At 73.4% G+C, this 19,247-nt stretch carries 22 protein-coding genes; 12 read left to right on the top strand and 10 right to left on the bottom strand.

From position 1 onward, the window contains the following. Positions 1-157: 157 nt before the first annotated feature. The 5 genes from AB0M03_RS34865 to AB0M03_RS34885 are packed head-to-tail and all read left to right on the top strand — an operon-like array spanning position 158 to position 2,629. Positions 158-613 (top strand): Asp23/Gls24 family envelope stress response protein, encoded by a 456-nt coding sequence (locus tag AB0M03_RS34865; protein WP_363499446.1) that lies wholly within the window; start codon positions 158-160, stop codon positions 611-613. A gap of 42 nt (positions 614-655) precedes the next feature. Then, entirely contained in the window at positions 656-847 is a 192-nt protein-coding gene (locus tag AB0M03_RS34870) for a hypothetical protein (RefSeq protein WP_363499448.1), read from the top strand. Then, a complete protein-coding gene (locus tag AB0M03_RS34875) occupies positions 847-1,182 on the top strand; it encodes a hypothetical protein (protein ID WP_363499450.1) in 336 nt (111 codons plus the stop codon). The genes AB0M03_RS34870 and AB0M03_RS34875 overlap by 1 nt, the downstream gene beginning before the upstream one ends. After that, entirely contained in the window at positions 1,179-2,009 is an 831-nt protein-coding gene (locus AB0M03_RS34880) for a DUF6286 domain-containing protein (protein ID WP_363499452.1), read from the top strand. Before AB0M03_RS34875 ends, AB0M03_RS34880 begins: the two co-directional genes overlap by 4 nt. Beyond that, a complete protein-coding gene (locus AB0M03_RS34885) occupies positions 2,006-2,629 on the top strand; it encodes an alkaline shock response membrane anchor protein AmaP (RefSeq protein WP_363499454.1) in 624 nt (207 codons plus the stop codon). Before AB0M03_RS34880 ends, AB0M03_RS34885 begins: the two co-directional genes overlap by 4 nt. A gap of 23 nt (positions 2,630-2,652) precedes the next feature. On the opposite strand, the gene AB0M03_RS34890 is transcribed toward AB0M03_RS34885, so the two are convergent. Continuing rightward, positions 2,653-3,414: an SDR family oxidoreductase gene (locus AB0M03_RS34890; RefSeq protein ID WP_363499456.1), complete on the bottom strand. Its 762-nt coding sequence runs from the start codon at positions 3,412-3,414 to the stop codon at positions 2,653-2,655. A gap of 134 nt (positions 3,415-3,548) precedes the next feature. On the opposite strand from AB0M03_RS34890, the gene AB0M03_RS34895 reads away from it, so the two are divergent. Beyond that, positions 3,549-4,094 carry a hypothetical protein gene (locus tag AB0M03_RS34895; RefSeq protein WP_363499458.1) on the top strand — a complete coding sequence of 182 codons (546 nt, stop codon included), beginning with the start codon at positions 3,549-3,551 and terminating at the stop codon, positions 4,092-4,094. Positions 4,095-4,118: 24 nt separating this feature from the next. Here the strand turns inward: AB0M03_RS34895 and AB0M03_RS34900 are convergent, their stop codons facing one another. Both AB0M03_RS34900 and AB0M03_RS34905 read right to left on the bottom strand, forming a co-directional pair. Next, entirely contained in the window at positions 4,119-4,913 is a 795-nt protein-coding gene (locus AB0M03_RS34900; protein ID WP_363499460.1) for an SURF1 family protein, read from the bottom strand. 17 nt (positions 4,914-4,930) lie between these two features. Beyond that, positions 4,931-5,932 carry a DEDDh family exonuclease gene (locus tag AB0M03_RS34905; protein ID WP_363499462.1) on the bottom strand — a complete coding sequence of 334 codons (1,002 nt, stop codon included), beginning with the start codon at positions 5,930-5,932 and terminating at the stop codon, positions 4,931-4,933. 213 nt (positions 5,933-6,145) lie between these two features. Here AB0M03_RS34905 and AB0M03_RS34910 point away from each other — a divergent pair, with 213 nt between their 5' ends. The 4 genes from AB0M03_RS34910 (at position 6,146) to moaA (ending at position 10,508) form a co-directional block, all read left to right on the top strand. Continuing rightward, a complete protein-coding gene (locus AB0M03_RS34910; RefSeq protein WP_363499464.1) occupies positions 6,146-7,189 on the top strand; it encodes a zinc-dependent alcohol dehydrogenase family protein in 1,044 nt (347 codons plus the stop codon). Between the two features lie 233 nt (positions 7,190-7,422). Continuing rightward, positions 7,423-7,785, top strand: coding sequence for a DUF485 domain-containing protein (locus AB0M03_RS34915; protein WP_363499466.1), 363 nt, complete (start codon positions 7,423-7,425; stop codon positions 7,783-7,785). Further along, a complete protein-coding gene (locus tag AB0M03_RS34920; RefSeq protein ID WP_363499468.1) occupies positions 7,782-9,392 on the top strand; it encodes a cation acetate symporter in 1,611 nt (536 codons plus the stop codon). The genes AB0M03_RS34915 and AB0M03_RS34920 overlap by 4 nt, the downstream gene beginning before the upstream one ends. A 126-nt stretch (positions 9,393-9,518) precedes the next feature. Continuing rightward, a complete protein-coding gene (gene moaA, locus AB0M03_RS34925) occupies positions 9,519-10,508 on the top strand; it encodes a GTP 3',8-cyclase MoaA (RefSeq protein ID WP_363499470.1) in 990 nt (329 codons plus the stop codon). 35 nt (positions 10,509-10,543) lie between these two features. Here moaA and AB0M03_RS34930 read toward each other — a convergent pair whose 3' ends face one another. The 6 genes from AB0M03_RS34930 to AB0M03_RS34955 form a co-directional block, all read right to left on the bottom strand. Beyond that, a complete protein-coding gene (locus tag AB0M03_RS34930; protein ID WP_363499472.1) occupies positions 10,544-10,789 on the bottom strand; it encodes a hypothetical protein in 246 nt (81 codons plus the stop codon). Between the two features lie 281 nt (positions 10,790-11,070). Beyond that, positions 11,071-11,463 (bottom strand): DUF3099 domain-containing protein, encoded by a 393-nt coding sequence (locus AB0M03_RS34935; RefSeq protein ID WP_363499474.1) that lies wholly within the window; start codon positions 11,461-11,463, stop codon positions 11,071-11,073. A gap of 249 nt (positions 11,464-11,712) precedes the next feature. Further along, the gene (locus tag AB0M03_RS34940; protein ID WP_363499476.1) at positions 11,713-12,258 is read right to left on the bottom strand and encodes an RNA 2'-phosphotransferase; all 546 of its coding nucleotides are present in this window, start codon (positions 12,256-12,258) and stop codon (positions 11,713-11,715) included. Positions 12,259-12,288: 30 nt separating this feature from the next. Beyond that, positions 12,289-13,686 (bottom strand): metallopeptidase TldD-related protein, encoded by a 1,398-nt coding sequence (locus AB0M03_RS34945; RefSeq protein ID WP_363499478.1) that lies wholly within the window; start codon positions 13,684-13,686, stop codon positions 12,289-12,291. Further along, positions 13,686-15,218: a TldD/PmbA family protein gene (locus AB0M03_RS34950; protein WP_363499480.1), complete on the bottom strand. Its 1,533-nt coding sequence runs from the start codon at positions 15,216-15,218 to the stop codon at positions 13,686-13,688. The genes AB0M03_RS34945 and AB0M03_RS34950 overlap by 1 nt, the downstream gene beginning before the upstream one ends. A 168-nt stretch (positions 15,219-15,386) precedes the next feature. Further along, positions 15,387-16,523 (bottom strand): MBL fold metallo-hydrolase, encoded by a 1,137-nt coding sequence (locus tag AB0M03_RS34955; protein ID WP_363499482.1) that lies wholly within the window; start codon positions 16,521-16,523, stop codon positions 15,387-15,389. A 297-nt stretch (positions 16,524-16,820) separates the two neighbouring features. Here AB0M03_RS34955 and fabG point away from each other — a divergent pair, with 297 nt between their 5' ends. Further along, the gene (gene fabG, locus AB0M03_RS34960) at positions 16,821-17,540 is read left to right on the top strand and encodes a 3-oxoacyl-[acyl-carrier-protein] reductase (RefSeq protein WP_363499484.1); all 720 of its coding nucleotides are present in this window, start codon (positions 16,821-16,823) and stop codon (positions 17,538-17,540) included. Between the two features lie 3 nt (positions 17,541-17,543). Continuing rightward, a complete protein-coding gene (gene fabI, locus AB0M03_RS34965; protein WP_363499486.1) occupies positions 17,544-18,311 on the top strand; it encodes an enoyl-ACP reductase FabI in 768 nt (255 codons plus the stop codon). A gap of 183 nt (positions 18,312-18,494) precedes the next feature. On the opposite strand, the gene AB0M03_RS34970 is transcribed toward fabI, so the two are convergent. After that, positions 18,495-19,160: a FadR/GntR family transcriptional regulator gene (locus tag AB0M03_RS34970; protein ID WP_363499488.1), complete on the bottom strand. Its 666-nt coding sequence runs from the start codon at positions 19,158-19,160 to the stop codon at positions 18,495-18,497. Positions 19,161-19,247 lie beyond the last annotated feature (87 nt).

Genomic DNA, 19,247 nt, shown 5'->3' on the forward strand with positions numbered 1-19,247 from the left:
GACGGCTGAACTCGGCCTCTTCCGCCGCGCGCGGTTCCCCGCGCCCTTTCCGTGCTTCCGGCTGCCCCCGGACGGGCCCGACGCGCGGGGCGTGCGGCGAAATGTCAGAGTTGGGCTGATTTGCGATATAGCTGGAGACGACACAGGAGACCCCGCCATGCCGCAGACCCCGACCCCCGCCGACCTGCAGAAGAACCAGTCGTCGCCCGACGAGGCGACCCTCACCTCCGAGCGCGGCCGGACCGCGATGGCCGTCGGCGTCATCGAGAAGATCGCCGGGATGGCGGCCCGGGAGATCCCCGGCATCCACGCCCTCGGCTCCGGTTTCACCCGGACGTTCGGTGCGGTGCGCGACCGCGTCCCCGGCGGCCGTTCAGGGGCCGGGCGGGGCGTCAAGGCCGAGGTCGGCGAGAAGCAGACCGCCATCGACATCGCCCTGGTCGTCGAGTACGGCGTGGTCATCCCGTCGCTCGCCGCCGAGGTCAGGGCCAATGTCATCGACTCGGTCGAGCGGATGACCGGCCTGGAGGTCGTCGAGGTCAACATCGCGGTCAACGACGTCCACCTGCCGGACGAGCCGGACGAGGAGCCGGAGCCCGGCCGGGTCCAGTAGCGCACCGACGCGGCACCCGCCGCCGCACACGAGGAGGAGCGGATGAACCTGGCCCTGGTCGGCCTGGTGGCCGGCATGGCCCTGGGCTTCGCCGGGTACTTCGGAGGCTTCGCCGCCTTCCTGCTGGTCGCCGTCCTCGGCGCGGTCGGCTTCGTGGTCGGGCGGCTGCTGGAGGGCGACGTCGACCTCGGGGCCCTCGGTGACCTCCTCCGCGGCAGGGAGCGGCGGCGCTGATGGCCGCCGCAGTGACCGTTCCGGCCCGGCGGGGGCGGCTCAGGATCGCCGACCGGGTCTACGCCGGGCTCGCCCAGCAGGCCGTCCGCGAGGCGCTCGCCGAGGTCTGGGCCGAACGGGGCCTGCGCGGCGCGGCGCCCAAGGCCCGCGTGCTGGTGGTCGGCGGAAAGGCCCGGATCACCCTGCACCTCGAGTTCCCCTACCCGGCGGACCTCGCCGCCCTCTCGCACACCTGCCGGGACGCGGTCGCCGTGCAGGTCGCCCGGCTCACCGGCACACCGGTCTCCGAGGTCGCACTGCAGGTGGAGAAGCTCGTCACGGGAGGAGCGCAGTGAACGGGCCGCCCCCGGACCGCCCGCAGGACGGCGCACCGGAGCCCGGCGCACCCGGGCCGGGCGCACCCGGGCCCGGTCCGTCCGAGGAACCGACCGAGCCGATCGCGCTGCAGCCGACCGAGCCCGTGGACATTCCGCCGGAGCTCGTCGCCTCCGGCGTCGTCATGCCGGAACTGGTCGGTCTGGAGGCCGAGTTCGGGCATGCCGCAGCGCCGCCGGGCGAGGCCGGGCCCGAGGAGTGGCCGCCGACCGTGCCGCCCGGTCACCCGCACCGCCCGCGCGCGCCCCGCACCGCCGTCACCGGCGCGGTGGTCACCTGCCTGCTGGTGCTCGCCGGCGCCGCGCTGTACGACGCCGTCGCCGTCGCCACCGGGCACGCCGCCCGGCGCTGGCGGGCCGACTTCACCGACGAACTGTCGACCCGTCACCTCGATGACCCGTGGGTGCTCGGCATCGCCGCGGGCGCCGTCGCGGTCGGCCTGCTGCTCTGCTGGCTGGCCCTGGCGCCGGGCCTGCGCCGCTGGCTCGCGCTGCGCCGGCCGGGCGCGGCGATCGACCGTGCCGGCATCGCCGCACTGCTCGCGGCCCGCGGCCAGGAGATTCCCGGCATCGAGCGCTGCACCGTCCGGGCCGGCCGGCACAAGGCCGTCGCCACCGTCACCGGAAGCGCCGAACCGGCCCTGGTGGACCGGGAGTTGCGCGAGGAGCTGGCGAAGTTCCCGCTCGCCGGGCCGTACCGGCTGGACCTGCGCATCCAGCCCCTCAGACCCCGGCCGCCGGAGGAGCGGCGGCACGGCCACCGGCGCCTCGCCCAGGAGCCCCGATGAGCAGGTCCGCCGTGAACCGGACGATCCTCCTGGTCGTCGGGATCGTCCTGATCGGGGGCGGACTGCTGCTGCTCGCCGGCGGGTTCGACCTCTACGACAGGCTCGGCATCGCGGTGCCGGACGGCTGGCCGCTCACCTCGCCGGACCAGCCGGTGCTCAGCGAGGCCTCCCGCGCCCGCTGGTCCGGGCAGGACTGGTGGTGGCCGGTGGCGATCGCCGTCCCCGCCCTGGTGGTGATCGGCGGACTCGCCTGGCTCTGGGCCCAACTGCGCCGGGTCGGCCCGGGAACGGTCACCGTGCCGGTGCCCGGTGGCGACGGGGTCGCGCTGCGGATGCGCAACAGCGCCCTGCAGGACGCCGTGGAGGGCGAGGTCGTCGAACTCCCCGGCGTCGACAAGGTCACCGTCAGGGCGACCGGCGGCCCCCACCGGCTGTCGCTGCGCGCCGTCGTCCGGCTGCTGCCCGGCACCCATCCGGGCGAGGCACTGCAGAGCCTCGACGCGGGCCCGCTGGAGAACGCCCGGACCAGCCTCGGACTCGCCGAACTGCCGACCGAGATCCGGCTGCGGGCGACGGCCCGGCGCCCCGGCGCCGGGCCGAAACCGCCGCGCGTCGTCTGACGCACGGTCGGACGGACTCTCCGTCAGAGCCCGCGCAGCGCGCCGCCGTCGACCGGCACCATCACGCCCGTCAGATAGGAGGCGGCGGGGGAGAGGAGGAAGGCGGCGACCTTGCCGAACTCCTCGGGGGTGCCGTAGCGGCCGAGCGGGATCGCCGCGCTCGCCCGCGCCCGGGCGGCCTCCGCGTCGCCGCTCAGCGCGTCCAGCTCGCGCACCCGGTCGGTGTCGATCCGGGCCGGCATCAGGCCGACCACCCGGATGCCGCGCGGACCCAGCTCGTCGGCCAGCGACTTGGCGGCCATCGCCAGGCCGGGGCGCAGGCCGTTGGAGATGCCGAGGCCGGCGATCGGCTCACGGACCGAGCCGGACAGCACGAAGCCGATCACGCCGCCCTCGCCGAGCGCGTCCGCGGCCGTCCGGGCGATCCGCAGCGCGCCGAGGAAGACCGACTCGAAGGCGCCGCGCCACGCCTCGTCCCCGGTGCGGAGCACCGGGCCCGCGGTCGGGCCGCCCACGCTGACCAGCACGCCGTCCAGGCGGCCGAACTGCTCGCGGGCCGCCGCGACCAGCCGGTCCGCGCTGTCCGGGTCGCCGTTGTCGGCGACCACGCCGAACGCGTGCTCCTCGCCGCCGAGCGACTTCACCGCGGCGGCCACCGACTCCTCGGTCCGGCCGCTCACCACCACGCGGGCGCCGTCGGCGACGAGCTCGCGGGCGGAGGCGAGGCCCAGGCCGCGGGTGGCGCCGGTCAGTACGTACACCTTCTGCTGAAGTCCGAGATCCATGCGCCCATCCTCCCCGGTCGGGGTTCCGGGCGTCGATCGGGTCTCACCTCGCGGTGCCGGGTTGACGTACAGGGAGAACTTAGGAAAACCTAACCTCGCTTTCGCCCTCCCCCACCCCCCCACGGAGCACCACCATGCCTGAGTCCGACGAGCTCGCCCCGCTGTCCGGGACGGTCGCCCGTTGCCTCCTGGTCTCGGTGGGGCTCTGTGCACTCTGGGCGGGCAGCGCCTGGACGGCCGGCCATGTGCAGACCGACGCCTCGCTGCACACCGTCGCGCTCTTCGTGCACCTGGTGGCGCTGGTGATCGGCTTCGGCGCCGTCCTCGCCGTGGACTACATGGGCGCCCTGTGGATGCTCGGCCGCCGCACGCTGGCCCAGGTGGTGGAGTCCACCGGCCCGCTGCACGTGCCGGTCTGGGCGGGCCTGGCCGGCCTGACCGCCAGCGGCATGCTGCTGGAGCCGCAGCTCGACTCCCCGCTGACACAGGTCAAGCTGCTGCTGGTGCTGCTGATCGCGCTCAACGGGGTGCACGCCACCGCCCTCACCAAGCGACTGGAGGCCGAGGACCGGGGCCGCCCCGGGCGCCGGCTGCTGCTGCGGGGGGCGCTCTCCGCCCTGGTCTCCCAGCTCGGCTGGTGGGGCGCCCTCGCCATCGGCTTCTGGAACACCCAGCACTGACGGGCGGGGCACACGCCCCGGTGGCTATGCCGGAGCGAGCTCTTCCGCCGGTGCTCCGGCCCGTTCGGCGGCCTGCTCCTTGGCCTCGCGGCGGGCCAGGATCACCAGGCCGACCGGCAGCAGCCCGGCGAACAGCCACCACTGCACGGCGTACGCCATGTGCGGGCCGATGTCGGAGTGGTTCGGCTCGGCCAGCAGGACGGGGGCGCTGCCGGCGGCCGGGGTGGAGGACACCAGCTCCAGGTAGCCGCCGAGCACGGTGGCGCCGGTCGCCTTCGCCTGCTGGCTGCTGTTGATGAGCTTGTACTGGCGGTCGGGCAGCCCGCCGCGGTCGCGGATGCCGCTGCTGGCGGTGGTCTCGTCGGCCCGCAGCCGGCCGGTGACCGTCACCTCGCCGCTCGGCGGCGCCGGGACGGCCGGGTAGCTGGTGGCGTCCGAACCGGGCTCCACCCAGCCCCGGTTGACCAGCACCGAGCCGTGGCCGTCGGCCAGCTTCAGCGGTGTCACCACGAAGTACCCGATGCTGCTGCCGCCCGGCTCGGTGCGGCCGCGGATCACGAACTCGTGCGCCGCGTCGTAGGTGCCGGTCGCCGTCACCGTGCGCCAGGTCAGGTCGCCCGGCACGGCGGAGCCCGGGGAGGACAGCGAGTCGAAGGCGACCGGTGCCGCCTTCAGGCTGCGGCCGATCAGCTCGTTGCGGGCGACACGGGCCTCGTGCCGGTGCAGCTGCCAGAACCCCAGCCGCACCATGACGGGGATCAGCAGCAGTACGATCAGCGCGCTGACCGCCCAGCGCCGGGACAGCAGAAATCGGTACACACCCGGCACGCTACGCCCTACTGATCCGTGGAGCGGACACCGGGGTGGGGTGCGACCTCCCGCAGCAGCTGGAGGAAGGCGTCCTCGCCGACGACCGGCGTGCCGTGCTCCCGGGCCTTGCGGGCCTTCCCGCTCCAGCTGTCCGGCTCGTTGGTGACCAGCAGCGACGTGAGACGGCTCACGGAGGTCGCGATGTGCAGGCCGGCCTCGATCGCGCGGTCCTCCAGCAGCTCCCGCTCGGTGGCGGTGTCGCCGGTGATCGCCACCCGCATGCCCTGCATCAGCGGCGTGCCGTCCCGCCAGCGCCCCGGGTTCGGGTACGGGCACGGCGGCCGCTTGCGGCTCGGCCGGTACGAGGAGGACCAGGAGCCGCGCGCCGGGGAGTCCTCGCCGAGATCGGTGACGGCCACGCAGGAGGTCAGCGGCAGCGGCACCCCGAACTCCCGGGCCAGCTGCAGGCTCGGCCGGAACGCCTCGGCGAGCACCCGGGCGTCGTCCAGCGCGTTGTGCGCCTGCTGCTGTTGCACGCCGAAGTGCGCGGCCAGCGAGGCCAGCTTGCCGTTGGGCAGCGGCAGGCCCAGGTCGCGGGAGAGCACCATGGTGCACACCCGCTGCTCCACGGGGGCGCGCAGCCCGGCGCGGGAGAACTCGCGGGAGATCATGTTCCAGTCGAAGAGCGCGTTGTGCGCGACCATCACCCGGCCGCGGAGCCGGTCGGCCAGTTCCCCGGCGATCTCGGGGAAGGTCGGCGCGTCCGCGAGCATGTCGGCGGTCAGTCCGTGGATCCACACCGGCCCCGGGTCGCGCAGCGGGTTGACCAGCGTGTACCAGTGCCCCGTCACCTCGCCCTGCGCGTCCAGCTGGTACACGCCCGCCGAGACGACCCGGTCGGTGCGGCCGAGCCCGGTGGTCTCGACGTCGACGACGGCGAAGCCGGTGTCGGCCTCGGCGGCGGGGCGCGGCGCCGGCAGGGACGCGGACGCGGCCAGGCCGTCCCGCGGGGACTGGATCGCATGCATGGTGAACCACTCTAAGGCCGACCGGCACCTGGGGGGCGGCGTCGCGACGCCATGGCTCTCGAGCCGACCGCTGCGGAACCGGGCCGATCGGCAGCGGGCGGTGGGCCCGACCCGGCCGGAATAGAGTGGTCGTCGGAGTGGTCGTACATCCTCGCGGCCCTCCGCGGGCCGTCAGCATCCCCGACGGCCGACCCCCACCCGTAAGGAATCCCCATGCGCGCCACCGTGATCCACGGCCCCAACGACATCCGGATCGAGGAGGTGCCCGACCCGGTGGTCCGGCGGCCGACCGATGCCGTGGTGCGGGTCGTCAACGCCTGCATCTGCGGCAGCGACCTGTGGGCGTACCGGGGCGTGGCGGCCAGGACGGCCGGGCAGCGGATCGGCCACGAGTTCCTGGGCATCGTCGAGGAGGTCGGCTCCGAGGTGCGCGGCTTCCGGCCGGGCGACTTCGTGGTGGCCCCGTTCGTCTGGTCCGACGGCACCTGCGACTACTGCCGCGAGGGCCTGCACACCTCCTGCCCGGAGGGCGGCTTCTGGGGCGAGGTCGGCTCCGACGGCGGCCAGGGCGAGGCCGTCCGCGTGCCGTTCGCCGACGGCACCCTGGTCCAGCTGCCCAAGGAGGCGGCCGGCGAGGAGAAGCTGCTGCCCGGCCTGCTCGCGCTGTCCGACGTGATGAGCACCGGCCACCACGCCGCGGTCGCGGCGAAGGTCCGTCCCGGCGCCACGGTCGCCGTGGTCGGCGACGGCGCGGTCGGCCTGTGCGGCGTGCTCGCCGCGCAGCGGCTCGGCGCCGGCCGGATCATCGCACTGGGCCGCCACGAGCAGCGCACCGCCATCGCCCGCAGCTTCGGCGCCACCGACGTGGTCGCCGAGCGCGGCGAGGCCGCGATCGAGGCGGTCAAGGAGCTGACCGGCGGTCAGGGCGCGCACGCCGTCCTGGAGGCCGTCGGCACCGAGGAGTCGATGCGCACCGCGATCTCCATCGCCCGCGACGGCGGCGCGGTCGGCTACGTGGGCGTGCCGCACGGCGGCAGCGCCGGCGTCGACATCGCCCAGATGTTCGGCCGGAACGTCGCGCTCGGCGGCGGCGTCGCCCCCGCCCGCGCCTACATCCCCGAGCTGCTCCCGGACGTGCTCTCCGGCGCCATCGACCCGGGTCTGGTCTTCGACCGCACGGTCGGCCTCGACGGCGTCCCGGACGGCTACCGCGCGATGCACGACCGCTCGGCCCTCAAGGTCCGCATCACCTTCTGACTTTCCTGACGGGCCGTCACCGTCCGGCCCCGCGGGGCGGCACCGCACATCCGGTGCCGCCCCGCCGCCGTTTCCTGACGGTTTTCGGCCAGATCGGGGACAGCTCGAGTCCGATCGTGCGCGGACGCTGTCGCGCGCGGTGCGGTGGATCTAGCATGCAGCCGCACCGTGCCTGTGATGCCTCTCACACCTCAGTGATCCACCCGCGCACCGCCGACGTCAGGAGATACCGCGTGGACACCCCACCGGCCGCCGAGGCCGCCGCCGCAGACGTGCAACGGATCGAGGAGAGCGCGGAGTTCCGCGGCCTGCGGTCCGCCTTCCGGAGCTTCGCCTTCCCGGTCACCATCGGCTTCATCCTCTGGTACCTGCTGTACGTCCTGCTGTCGAGCTACGCGCCCGCGTTCATGGCCGCCAAGGTCGTCGGCCACATCAACACCGCGCTGGTGCTCGGCCTGCTGCAGTTCGCGTCCACCTTCGCCATCGCCGCCTGGTACGCCCGCTACGCGGACCGCCGCCTCGACCCGCCCGCCGAGGCGATCCGCGACAGCCGCGCCGCAGCCGCCGTCCACGTCCCCCGGGAGGCCGCCGAATGAACCACCTCGCCAGCGCCGCGAGCGACCACCGCGGCCTCACCATGACCCTGTTCGGCCTGTTCGTGGTGGCCACCCTCGGCATCACGATCTGGGCCGGCCGGCAGACCAAGGACGCCGCCGACTTCTACGCCGGCGGCCGCGGCTTCACCGGCTTCCAGAACGGCCTCGCGATCTCCGGCGACTACATGTCCGCCGCGTCCTTCCTCGGCATCGCCGGCGCCATCGCGCTCTTCGGCTACGACGGCTTCCTCTACTCCATCGGCTTCCTGGTGGCCTGGCTGGTCGCCCTGCTTCTGGTCGCCGAGCCGCTGCGCAACTCCGGCCGCTACACCATGGCCGACGTGCTGGCCTTCCGGATGCGCCAGCGCCCGGTGCGCACCGCCGCCGGCGTCTCCACCATCATCGTCTCGATCTTCTACCTGCTGGCCCAGATGGTCGGCGCGGGCTCGCTGGTCGCCCTGCTGCTCGGGGTCAGCGGCGACGGCGCCAAGCGCTGGACGATCGTCGCGGTCGGCGCCCTGATGGTGATCTACGTCGCCGTCGGCGGCATGAAGGGCACCACCTGGGTGCAGATCGTCAAGGCCGTGCTGCTGATCGCCGGCACCGCCCTGATGACCGTCCTGGTGCTGGCCAAGTACCACTTCAACCTCTCCAGCCTGCTCGGCGCCGCCTCCGAGGCCAGCGGCAAGGGCGCCGCCTTCCTCGAACCGGGCCTCAAGTACGGCATCACCGGCACCACCAAACTGGACTTCCTCAGCCTGGGCCTCGCCCTCGTCCTCGGCACCGCCGGCCTGCCGCACATCCTCGTCCGCTTCTACACCGTGCCCACCGCCAAGGCCGCCCGGAAGTCGGTGCTCTGGGCGATCGGCATCATCGGCGGCTTCTACCTGATGACCCTGGCGCTCGGCTTCGGCGCCGCCGCCCTGGTCGGGCCCAAGGCCATCAAGGCCTCCAACGCGGCCGGCAACACCGCGGCCCCGCTGCTCGCCGAGGAACTCGGCGGCGGCGCCGGATCCACCGGCGGCGCCATCCTGCTGGCGGTGATCTCGGCGGTCGCCTTCGCCACCATCCTCGCCGTGGTCGCCGGCCTCACCCTGGCCTCCTCGGCCTCCTTCGCCCACGACCTGTGGGCCAACGTGATCCGGCGGGGGAAGGCGAGCGAGAAGGAGGAGGTCCGCTCCGCCAAGCTGGCCGCGGTGGCCATCGGCGCGATCGCCATCCTGCTCTCGATCTTCGCGGACAAGCTCAACGCCGCGGCCCTGGTGGCGCTCGCCTTCGCGGTGGCCGCCTCCGCCAACCTGCCCACCCTGCTGTACTCGCTGTTCTGGAAGCGGTTCAACACGGCCGGCGCGGTCAGCTCCGTCTACGCCGGCCTGATCACCTCGGTGACCCTGGTGGTGTTCTCCCCGGTCGTCTCCGGCGGCAAGAACTCGCTCTTCCCGCACAGCGACTTCCACTGGTTCCCGCTGGAGAACCCCGGCCTGGTCTCCATCCCGGTCGGTTTCCTCGCCGGCTGGATCGGCACTCTGCTCTCCAAGGAGACCGCCGATCCGGCGAAGTACGCTGAACTGGAGGTGCGATCGCTCACCGGGCTCGGCGCCCACTGAGCGGACGTACCCCGGACGGGTAACGCCCCGATCGATAAGCTGGCCCGGCCCGCCCGCAACGGCGGCCGGGCCCGCGGGCTTTCGGGTGCCACGGACGACCCGGCGACCACCAGGAAGGGGGCCGCGATGCTGCTCGACACCTTCGGCCGGCAGGCCGTGGACCTGCGCGTGTCCCTGACCGACCGCTGCAACCTGCGCTGCACCTACTGCATGCCCGAGGAGGGCCTGCAGTGGCTGGCCAAGCCCTCGCTGCTCACCGACGAGGAGATCGTCCGCCTGGTCGGCATCGCGGTGCGCGACCTCGGCGTGCGGGAGGTCCGCTTCACCGGCGGGGAGCCGCTGCTGCGCCCCGGCCTGGTCGGGATCGTCGCCGCCTGCGCCGAACTCGAGCCGCGCCCCGAACTCTCCCTCACCACCAACGGGATCGGCCTCGCCCGCACCGCCGCCGCCCTCAAGCAGGCCGGCCTGGACCGGGTCAACGTCTCGCTGGACACCCTCGACGAGGACACCTTCCACACCCTCACCCGGCGCCGCCGCCACCACGACGTGCTGGCCGGGCTGGCCGCCGCCGAGGCCGCCGGGCTCAGCCCGGTCAAGCTCAACGCCGTCCTGATGCGGGGCGTCAACGACCACGAGGCCGCCGACCTGCTCGCCTGGTGCATCGAGCACGGCTACGAGCTGCGGTTCATCGAGCAGATGCCGTTGGACGCCCAGCACGGCTGGGACCGCTCGCAGATGGTCACCGCGGAGGAGATCCTCACCCTGCTGCGGGCCCGCTTCGAGCTCACCCCGGAGCCGACCGCGGCCCGTGGCGCCGCCCCCGCCGAACGCTGGCTGGTCGACGGCGGCCCCGCCCGGGTCGGCGTGATCGCCTCGGTGACCCGCCCGTTCTGCCGGGCCTGCGACCGGACCCGGCTCACCGCCGACGGCCAGGTCCGCAACTGCCTGTTCGCCACCGACGAGACCGACCTGCGGGAGGCGATGCGGGCGGGCGCCGACGACGAGGAGATCGGCGAACTCTGGCGCAAGGCCATGTGGGGCAAGAAGGCCGGCGCCGGCATCGACGACCCCACCTTCCACCAGCCCGACCGCCCCATGTCCGCCATCGGCGGCTGAAGCGGTCCTCCGCCCGTGCCTCGGGCGGAAGCCCGCTAGCCCTTGAAGTCCGCGAAGGGGACGACTTCCTTCAGGAAGCCCCGGACGCCCAGGAACTGGGACAGGTGCTCGCGGTGGTCGTCGCAGGCGAGCCAGGTCTTGCGGCGGTCGGGCGTGTGCAGCTTGGGGTTGTTCCACACCAGCACCCAGCCGGCGGCCTCGCGGCAGCCCTTCGCGGAGCAGACCGCTGCACCGTCCGGGCCTTCCGCGGCGCCGAAGAGTCCGAACGAGGGGGTGTCCATGGTGGGCCGTCCTGTGGGGTGCTGCCGGGGATGTCACGGCCAGTCTTGCACCTGCGGGGCCACCGCCCGTACGCGGGCATGACGACGCCGGGCAGCCACGGGGGGAGCCGCCCGGCGTCGGTCTGTCGCTCCGACGGGGGATGCGGAGCGCGTACGCAGTATGTCACGCCACAACCCCCGCGTGGCTAGGCCTTTCATGATTAATCTGAGCCTCTGCTGAGGTTTCTGCCGGGCATAAGGCAGCAGAACCGGACGAGTCGGGCAATTGGTCCGTGTGCGTCTCAGTCGGACGCGGGATCCCCGGCGCCGTCCGGCCCGGAGTGCGGGCCCGCGCCGGCGCCCTCGGCGGGGCGCCCGCCGCCGCCCGTCCCGCCGGGGCCCAGCATCAGCGGGGTCTCCGGCGGCACCGCGAAGGTGCTCGGCAGGCCCGGTGCGCGCTCGCGGCCGGCGTTGGCGATGATCACCGCGAAGTACGGCAGCAGCACGGCGCCGGCCAGCGCGATGAACGCCAGGACCCGCTGGAGATCCCAGAGCACCACCGCCAGCAGCACGCACACCGTGCGGACCAGCATCGAGATCACGTACCGCCGCTGGCGGCCCCGCACGTCCTCCGTGAGGCTGCTGCGCGCCCCGGTGATCCGGAAGACCTGCCCGTTGCCGGTGCTCTTCGCCATCACTACCGCCTTAGTCCGTCACCGCGCCCCCGTGGATGCGGCCCCTTCACGGTACGCCGTGCCGGCCGTCACAGGGCGCTCGGGGCTTGGCCCGGCTGGCGACAGGGAGCGCGGCGTCGCGCGCCGATAGCTCTCGCCCGGCCGCACATCCCTCGTCGCGCGCAGCGCCGCTGCGCTCTCCTCACGATGCACGCCCGAACTCGGCTCTCGACCCGCTCCTTCACCCGCGCTCCCTGTCGCCAGCCGGGCTCAGGCTTTTCGCAGGTACGCGGGCGGAACGGCGTCGGTGAGCCAGACGCCGTTCGCACTCACCCGGAACTCGTGGCCGTCCCGGGCCATCGCCCCGGCGTCCACCACCAGGACGACCGGGCGGCCGTGCCGGGAACCGACCCGGACGGCCGTCTCGGTGTCCGCGGAGAGGTGGACGTCCCGGCGCGCCATCGGCCGCAGCCCTTCGCGGAAGATCGCCTCCATGACCCGCCCGGTGGTGCCGTGGTACAGCACCGCGGGCGGGTCGCTGGGCGGCAGGCCCAGGTCGATGTCGACCGTGTGGCCCTGGCTGGCGCGGATGGAGAGGCCGTCCTCGGAGAAGGCGAACCGGCGCTTGTTGTTGGTCTCCACGACGTGGTCCAGCTCGGCCCGGCTGACCGCGCGGCCGTGCCGGGCCAGCGCGGCCAGCAGGGTGTCGACGCGCACCCAGCCGGCCCCGTCCAGGTCGATCCCGACCGAGGCCGGGTCGTGCCGCAGGATGCGGGACAGCCGCTTGGAGACCCTGACCGTCTGCTTCTCGTCCATCAAGGCGTACCTCCCCCGTCCGCCCGGCCCTTACGAGGCCTGGCTGACCGAACTCATGTTGAAGTCGGACACCCGCACCGGCGGCATCGCCGCACGGGTGAACCAGTCGCCCCACTCGCGGGGCAGGCAGCGCTCGGTGCGGCCGACCTCGGTGATCCGTCCGAGGATGTCGACCGGCGACTCGTTGAACCGGAAGTTGTTCACCGCGCCGACCACCTCGCCGTTCTCCACCAGGTACACGCCGTCCCGGGTGAGGCCGGTGAGCAGCAGCGTCGCCGGGTCGACCTCGCGGATGTACCAGAGGCAGGTCAGCAGCAGGCCGCGCTCGGTGCGGGCGATCATCTCCTCCATGGTCGGCGCCGACGCCTGGTCGGCCGTCTCCAGGACGAGGTTGTCCACCGGCGGCTGCAGCGGCAGGCCGGTGAGGCCGGCCGAGTGCCGGGTGGTGAGCAGGTTGACCAGCTCGCCGTCGCGGATCCAGTCGGTGGCGGTGAGCGGGTGGCCGTTGTCGAACACCGAGTCGTTGTCGCCCGAGGAGTGGGCGAGGACGAACGGCGCGGCCTCGATGCCCGGTTCGGCCGGGTCGGAGCGCAGGGTCAGCGGCAGCGGGCTGAGCCGCTCGCCGATCCGGGTGCCGCCGCCGGCCTTGGAGAAGACGGTGCGGCCCTCGAAGGCGTCACGACCGCCGGACGACCAGCTGAGGTAGACCAGCAGGTCGGCGACGGCGGACGGCGGGAGCAGCGTCTCGTAGCGGCCGGCCGGCAGGTCGATCCGCTTGCGGCCCCAGCCGAGCCGCCGGGTCAGCCCGGTGTGCAGCTCGGTGACGTCGATGTCGGTGAAGTCGCGGGTGGCCGCGCCGGCCCAGGCGGAGCCGGTGAGGTCGGCGGTCTTGGCGTTCAGTTCGACCGTGCCGGTGGGCTGGTCGTGCCGCAGCCGCAGGCCGGTGGAGGTGCCGAGGTAGCTGCTGGTCACCTCGTGCCGGGCGAAGCCGTACAGCAGTTCGCCGTTCTTGCGGGCCCGGGCGAAGGCCTCGCCGAGGGCCGGGGCGAAGGCCGCGAACACCTCGGCGGAGGTCTCCGCGGGCGGCGCGGTGAAGCCGGCCGAGGCCGGGCGGGACGGGATCAGCGGCTGGGCGTCCTCGGCGGGCCCGGCGTCGCGGGCGGCGGCCTCGGCGGCGCGCACCAGCGACTCGATCTCGTCGGGGGTGACGGCCTCGCGGGAGACCACGCCGGAGGCGGTGCCCTCGGCGCCGTCCACGGTGGCGATCACGGTGAGGCGGCGGCCGCGGGTGACGCCGTTGGTGGTGAGGCCGTTGCCGGCCCAGCGGAGGTTGGCGGTGGAGTCCTCGTCGGCGATGACGACGCAGCCGTCCGCCCGGGAGAGTTCCAGGGCGCGCTCGACCAGCTCGTGGGGCTTGACGGCGTTCATCAGTGACCGGCCTCCTGCTGGGTGTTGAGCACGTTGACGTTGCGGAACAGCGCGGACGGGCAGCCGTGGCTGACCGCCGCGACCTGGCCCGGCTGGGCCTTGCCGCAGTTGAAGGCACCGCCGAGCACGTACGTCTGCGGGCCGCCGACGGCGCTCATCGAGCCCCAGAAGTCGGTGGTGGTCGCCTGGTAGGCGAAGTCCTTGACCTGCCCGGCGAGGCGGCCGTTCCTGATCGCGTAGGCGCGCTGGCCGGTGAACTGGAAGTTGTAGCGCTGCATGTCGATCGACCAGGAGCGGTCGCCGACGATGTACAGGCCGTTCTCCACCTGGGAGATCAGTCCTTCGGTGTCGGGGCCGCCGGCCGCGGGCTGCAGCGAGACGTTCGCCATCCGCTGCACCGGGACGTGCGCGGGGGAGTCGGCGAAGGCGCAGCCGTTGGAGCGGCCGAGGCCCTTGAGACGGGCCATCGCCCGGTCCAGCTGGTAGCCCACCAGGACGCCGTCCTTGACGAGGTCCCAGGACTGGGTGGCGACGCCCTCGTCGTCGTAGCCGGTGGTGGCGAGGCCGTGCTCGGCGGTGCGGTCGCCGGTGACGTGCATCAGCTCGGAGCCGTACTTCAGCGTGCCGAGCTTGTCGAAGGTGGCGAAGGAGGTGCCGGCGTAGGCGGCCTCGTAGCCGAGCGCGCGGTCCAGCTCGGTGGCGTGGCCGATCGACTCGTGGATGGTCAGCCACAGGTTGGACGGGTCGACCACCAGGTCGTAGCGGCCAGCCTCGACGCTCGGCGCCTTCATCTTCTCGGCCAGCAGCACCGGCAGTTCGGCGAGTTCGGCGTCCCAGTCCCAGCCGGTGCCGCGCAGGTACTCGAAGCCGCGGCCGGCCGGCGGCGCCAGGGTGCGCATCGAGTCGAAGGCGCCGGTGCGCTCGTCGACCGAGGTGGCCTCCAGCGAGGGGTGCAGCCGGATCCGCTGCTGGGTGGTGACGGTGCCCGCGGTGTCCGCGTAGAACTTGTTCTCCTGGACGGTCAGCAGAGCCGCCGTGACGTGCGAGACGCCCTCGGCGGCCAGCAGTCGGCTGCTCCACTCGGCGAGCAGCGCGGTCTTCTCCGCGTCCGGCACCTCGAACGGGTTGACCTCGTACGAGGACACCCACACCGCGTCCGCGTGGACGGGCTCCTCGGCCAGCTCCACCACGTCCTCGGAGCCCGCCGCGCGGCTGATCCCGCCGGACAGCCGGGCCACCGCCACGGCCTGCTCGGCGACCCGGGCCGCCGCGTCGGGGGTGAGGTCGACCCCGGCGGCGAAGCCCCAGGCGCCGTCCAGCAGCACCCGGACGGCGAAGCCGAGCTGCACCGAGTCCGAGGTGCCCGAGGGGCGGGCGTCGCGCAGCCGCCAGGCGGCACTGCGCACCCGCTCCAGCCGGAAGTCGGCGTGTGCGGCGCCGAGTTCGCGGGCCCGGCCGAGGGCGGCGTCGGCGAGGGCGTGCAGCGGATAGCCGAGGAACAGCGGGTCGACGGCGCGGGATGTGGGCGGCATCGGGCTCCCTGGGTCGAACGGACGAGGGTCGGGCGGGAGCCCCGGCACAAGGGGCTCCCGCACCGCATCATGGCCCGTCGAGCGCTTTTGGGGCCAGCCGATTTACCGCGGCGTGTCACCTGCGGCGCCGCGCGCGCCCCCGCGCACGGCACCCGGACGGACGGCCCGTCAGGCGATCGTCTCCCACCAGCCGTCGAGCTCCTGCGGCTGGTCGACGTCGACCCGCTCGCCCGGCCGCGGCACCACCAGCGGCACCGCCTGCGCCTTCGCCTCCACCAGCAGCCGCTCGATCGGCTCCGACCACGGGTGCAGGCCCAGGTTGAAGGTGCACCAGTGCACCGGCACCAGCAGCTCCGCCCGCAGCTCGCGGTGGGCGCGCACGGCGTCCTCCGGGGTCATGTGGATGTCGGCCCACGCCTCGTCGTACGCGCCGATCTGCACCAGCGCCGCATCGAACGGGCCGTGCTGCTCGCCGATCCGCGCATAGCCCTCGAAGTAGCCGGAGTCACCGGTGTAGTACACCTTGCGGCTCGGCCCGGCGATCACCCACGAGCCCCACAGCGTGGTGTTGCGGGTGGTGCCGCGGCCGGAGAAGTGGTGCGCCGAGGTCAGGGTGAGCGCCAGCGAGCCGAGGGTGCAGGTCTCGTCCCAGTCGAGCTCGATGATCCGGTGCTCCGGCACGCCCCAGCGGCGCAGGTGGCTGCCGATGCCGAGCGGCACCAGGAACGGCGCCGACTGCAGCACCACCAGCCGCTTCACGGTGGCCATGTCGAGGTGGTCGTAGTGGTCGTGCGAGATCAGCACCGCGTCCACCGGAGGCAGCTCGGCGAGGTCCGCCGGCACCGGGTGCAGCCGCTTCGGGCCGATGTGCGCCGACGGCGAGCAGCGGTCGCTCCAGATCGGGTCCAGCAGCACCCGGCTGCCCTCGATCTCGACCAGCACCGAGGCGTGCCCGTACCAGACGATCTCCACGCCCTCCGCGGCCCGCCCGGAGTGCTGCGGCCGTACGGTCGGCACCGGCAGCGCGGGCGTACGGCCCTCGCGGTCGAACAGCATCCGCCGGACCGTCTCGGCGCCGGGCGTGGATGCCCGCGCCAGGTCGGAGGGGGCGTTGTGGAAGACGCCGTCCCGGTACTGCGGGGAGCGGCGGATGCGCTCCTCGCGCTCGCCGTCCGGCCGCCCGCCGAACGCCGCCGGCAGGTCGCGCAGCGCCCACGCGGCGCCGCCGACGGCGGCGGCCAGCGCGGTGAGGGTCAGCAGGCGGCCGCGCCGCCCGGTGGAACTGGGGGGCTGTGCCTCGGTCATCGTGCTCCCGCTCTCTCGTCACCGACCGTGTGCCGGGCCTCGCTGATGGTGCGGCCCGTGACCGGGACGCCCAGAGGGCAACGGGTACGGCCCGGCCCGTTGTTCCCGTCCAAGTCGGACGCGTTGTCGGGATGCCACAGTTCCCGCAGGACGGACCTGTGGGAGGTCGATTCGTCGCGGACTCGCACGGACCGATAGCGTCACAGTGCGTACGCGTCACCGCGTACCGCTGCGGCCCGGCGGCCACCGGCCGCCGCTCCCGACGGGCCGCCGCCAACTACGGAGAGAGGTGGATCGTTGAGCCGCTCGGTTCTCGTCACCGGAGGCAACCGGGGCATCGGCCTCGCGATCGCCAAGGCCTTCGCCGAAGCCGGCGACAAGGTCGCCATCACCAGCCGCTCCGGCGAGGTCCCGGCCGAGCTGGCCGCGCACGAGGTCCTCGCCGTCAAGTGCGACATCACCGACGCGGCGCAGGTCGAGTCCGCCTTCGCGGAGATCGAGGAGAAGCACGGCGCCGTCGAGGTGCTGGTCGCCAACGCCGGCATCACCAAGGACACCCTGCTGCTGCGCATGTCCGAGGACGACTTCACCTCCGTCCTGGACACCAACCTCACCGGCACCTTCCGGGTGGTCAAGCGCGCCGCGACCAAGATGCTCCGCGCCCGCAAGGGCCGCGTCGTGCTGATCTCCTCCGTGGTGGGCCTGCTCGGCTCGCCCGGCCAGGCCAACTACGCCGCCTCCAAGGCCGGCCTGGTCGGCTTCGCCCGCTCGCTCGCCCGCGAGCTGGGCTCCCGCAACATCACGATCAACGTGGTCGCGCCCGGCTTCGTCGACACCGACATGACCGCCGTGCTCAGCGACGAGCGCCGCAAGGAGATCGTCTCCGGCGTGCCGCTCGGCCGCTACGCCGCGCCCGCCGAGGTCGCCGCCGCGGTCCGCTTCCTCTCCTCCGACGAGGCCGCATACATCACCGGAGCCGTCATTCCCGTCGACGGCGGATTGGGCATGGGTCACTGAACCATGAGTGGAATCCTTGAGGGCAAGCGCATCCTGATCACCGGTGTGCTGATGGAGTCGTCCATCGCCTTCCACACCGCGAAGCTGGCCCAGGAGCAGGGCGCGGAGATCATCCTCACCGCCTTCCCCCGGCCCAGCCTCACCGAGCGCATCGCCAAGAAGCTCCCCAAGCCCGTGAAGGTCCTCGAGCTGGACGTCTCCAGCGAGGAGCAGCTGGCCGGCATCGCCGACAAGGTCCGCGAGCACCTGCCGACCCTCGACGGCATCGTCCACTCGATCGGCTTCGCCCCGCAGGACGCGCTCGGCGGCAACTTCCTCAACACCCCGTGGGAGTCCGTCGCCACCGCCATGCAGGTCTCCGCCTTCTCGCTGAAGTCGCTGACCATGGCGCTGCTCCCGCTGATGCAGGACGGCGGCTCGGTGGTCGGCCTGACCTTCGACGCGCAGTTCGCCTGGCCGAAGTACGACTGGATGGGCCCGGCGAAGGCCGCCCTCGAGGCGACCAACCGCTACCTCGCCCGCGACCTCGGCGAGCGCGACATCCGCTGCAACCTGATCTCGGCCGGCCCGATCGGCTCGATGGCCGCCAAGTCCATCCCGGGCTTCGGCGAGCTCGCCGACACCTGGAACACCCGCGCGCCGCTCAAGTGGGACCTCTCCGACCCGGAGCCGGCCGGCCGCGGCGTCGTCGCCCTGCTCTCCGACTGGTTCCCCAAGACCACCGGCGAGATCGTCCACGTCGACGGCGGTCTCCACGCCATCGGTGCCTGACGGGGCCGACCCCGCGCAAGGGGCGAACCCGTAGGGGCGCGGGGAACTGCGCGAATCGGAAGACGGCTGAGTTCTGCTTCTTCCGATTCGCGCAGTTCCCCGCGCCCCTTCTCGTGCTTCCCCGAGTGCGTCGGGCTCGCCGCTCCCGTGTCGCGCAGTTCCCCGCGCCCCTGTCGGTGATCCCTATTCGTTGCAGGCGCCGATGGCGCGGCCGGCCTCGGTCGAGGCGCGCTGGGCGTCGTTGTGGCGGATGGCGTCGAGGATGCCGTCGTGGCCGACGTACCGTTCGGCGATCAGTTCCGGGCCGACGTCGTGTCGCAGGTGGGCCCGCATGACCTCCCCGAGGTCCGCGTACACGGCCGCGAGCACCTCGTTGTGGGCGGCGGCGACCACGGCCTGGTGGAAGGCGGCGTCGGCCTGGACGAAGGCCTCGGGGTCGCCGGAGTGCCAGGCGTGCTCGCGTCGGTCGAGTGCGCCTGCCAGCAGTTCGAGGTCGCGGTCGGTGCGCCGGGCCGCGGCGAGTCCCGCGGCGGACATCTCCAGGGTGGCGCGGAGTTCGGCGACCTGGGACTGGTCGGCGTCGGCGAAGCGTCGGTGCATGACGCCGGCGAGTTCGCTGGTGGCCAGGACGTACGTGCCGGAGCCCTGCCGGATGTCGAGCAGGCCGTTGTGGGCGAGCGCCTTGACGGCCTCGCGGACGGTGTTGCGGGCGACGCCGAGCTGCTCCACGAGCGCGGCCTCGGTGGGGATGCGGGAGCCGACCGGCCATTCGCCCGAGGTGATCTGGGCCCGCAGCTGCGCGATGACCTGATCGGACAGCGGGGTGCGGCGGGTGCTCGACAGCGCCATGGGACTCGGACTCCTACTCCTGATCCTGGCTCCTTGTGGGAGGGCCTCAGACCCTATCCGTTCCGGGAAAGCCTGGTGCCAACATTC

The sequence above is a fragment of the Kitasatospora sp. NPDC051914 genome (assembly GCF_040680995.1).
Lineage (GTDB): Bacteria > Actinomycetota > Actinomycetes > Streptomycetales > Streptomycetaceae > Kitasatospora.

Coding starts and splice junctions, on each gene's coding strand:
- AB0M03_RS34865 (WP_363499446.1), top strand. CDS start 158: ATGCCGCAGACCCCGACCCCCGCCGACCTGCAGAAGAACCAGTCGTCG.
- AB0M03_RS34870 (WP_363499448.1), top strand. CDS start 656: ATGAACCTGGCCCTGGTCGGCCTGGTGGCCGGCATGGCCCTGGGCTTC.
- AB0M03_RS34875 (WP_363499450.1), top strand. CDS start 847: ATGGCCGCCGCAGTGACCGTTCCGGCCCGGCGGGGGCGGCTCAGGATC.
- AB0M03_RS34885 (WP_363499454.1), top strand. CDS start 2,006: ATGAGCAGGTCCGCCGTGAACCGGACGATCCTCCTGGTCGTCGGGATC.
- AB0M03_RS34890 (WP_363499456.1), bottom strand. CDS start 3,414: ATGGATCTCGGACTTCAGCAGAAGGTGTACGTACTGACCGGCGCCACC.
- AB0M03_RS34895 (WP_363499458.1), top strand. CDS start 3,549: ATGCCTGAGTCCGACGAGCTCGCCCCGCTGTCCGGGACGGTCGCCCGT.
- AB0M03_RS34905 (WP_363499462.1), bottom strand. CDS start 5,932: ATGCATGCGATCCAGTCCCCGCGGGACGGCCTGGCCGCGTCCGCGTCC.
- AB0M03_RS34910 (WP_363499464.1), top strand. CDS start 6,146: ATGCGCGCCACCGTGATCCACGGCCCCAACGACATCCGGATCGAGGAG.
- AB0M03_RS34920 (WP_363499468.1), top strand. CDS start 7,782: ATGAACCACCTCGCCAGCGCCGCGAGCGACCACCGCGGCCTCACCATG.
- moaA (WP_363499470.1), top strand. CDS start 9,519: ATGCTGCTCGACACCTTCGGCCGGCAGGCCGTGGACCTGCGCGTGTCC.
- AB0M03_RS34930 (WP_363499472.1), bottom strand. CDS start 10,789: ATGGACACCCCCTCGTTCGGACTCTTCGGCGCCGCGGAAGGCCCGGAC.
- AB0M03_RS34935 (WP_363499474.1), bottom strand. CDS start 11,463: ATGGCGAAGAGCACCGGCAACGGGCAGGTCTTCCGGATCACCGGGGCG.
- AB0M03_RS34940 (WP_363499476.1), bottom strand. CDS start 12,258: ATGGACGAGAAGCAGACGGTCAGGGTCTCCAAGCGGCTGTCCCGCATC.
- AB0M03_RS34945 (WP_363499478.1), bottom strand. CDS start 13,686: ATGAACGCCGTCAAGCCCCACGAGCTGGTCGAGCGCGCCCTGGAACTC.
- AB0M03_RS34950 (WP_363499480.1), bottom strand. CDS start 15,218: ATGCCGCCCACATCCCGCGCCGTCGACCCGCTGTTCCTCGGCTATCCG.
- AB0M03_RS34955 (WP_363499482.1), bottom strand. CDS start 16,523: ATGACCGAGGCACAGCCCCCCAGTTCCACCGGGCGGCGCGGCCGCCTG.
- fabI (WP_363499486.1), top strand. CDS start 17,544: ATGAGTGGAATCCTTGAGGGCAAGCGCATCCTGATCACCGGTGTGCTG.
- AB0M03_RS34970 (WP_363499488.1), bottom strand. CDS start 19,160: ATGGCGCTGTCGAGCACCCGCCGCACCCCGCTGTCCGATCAGGTCATC.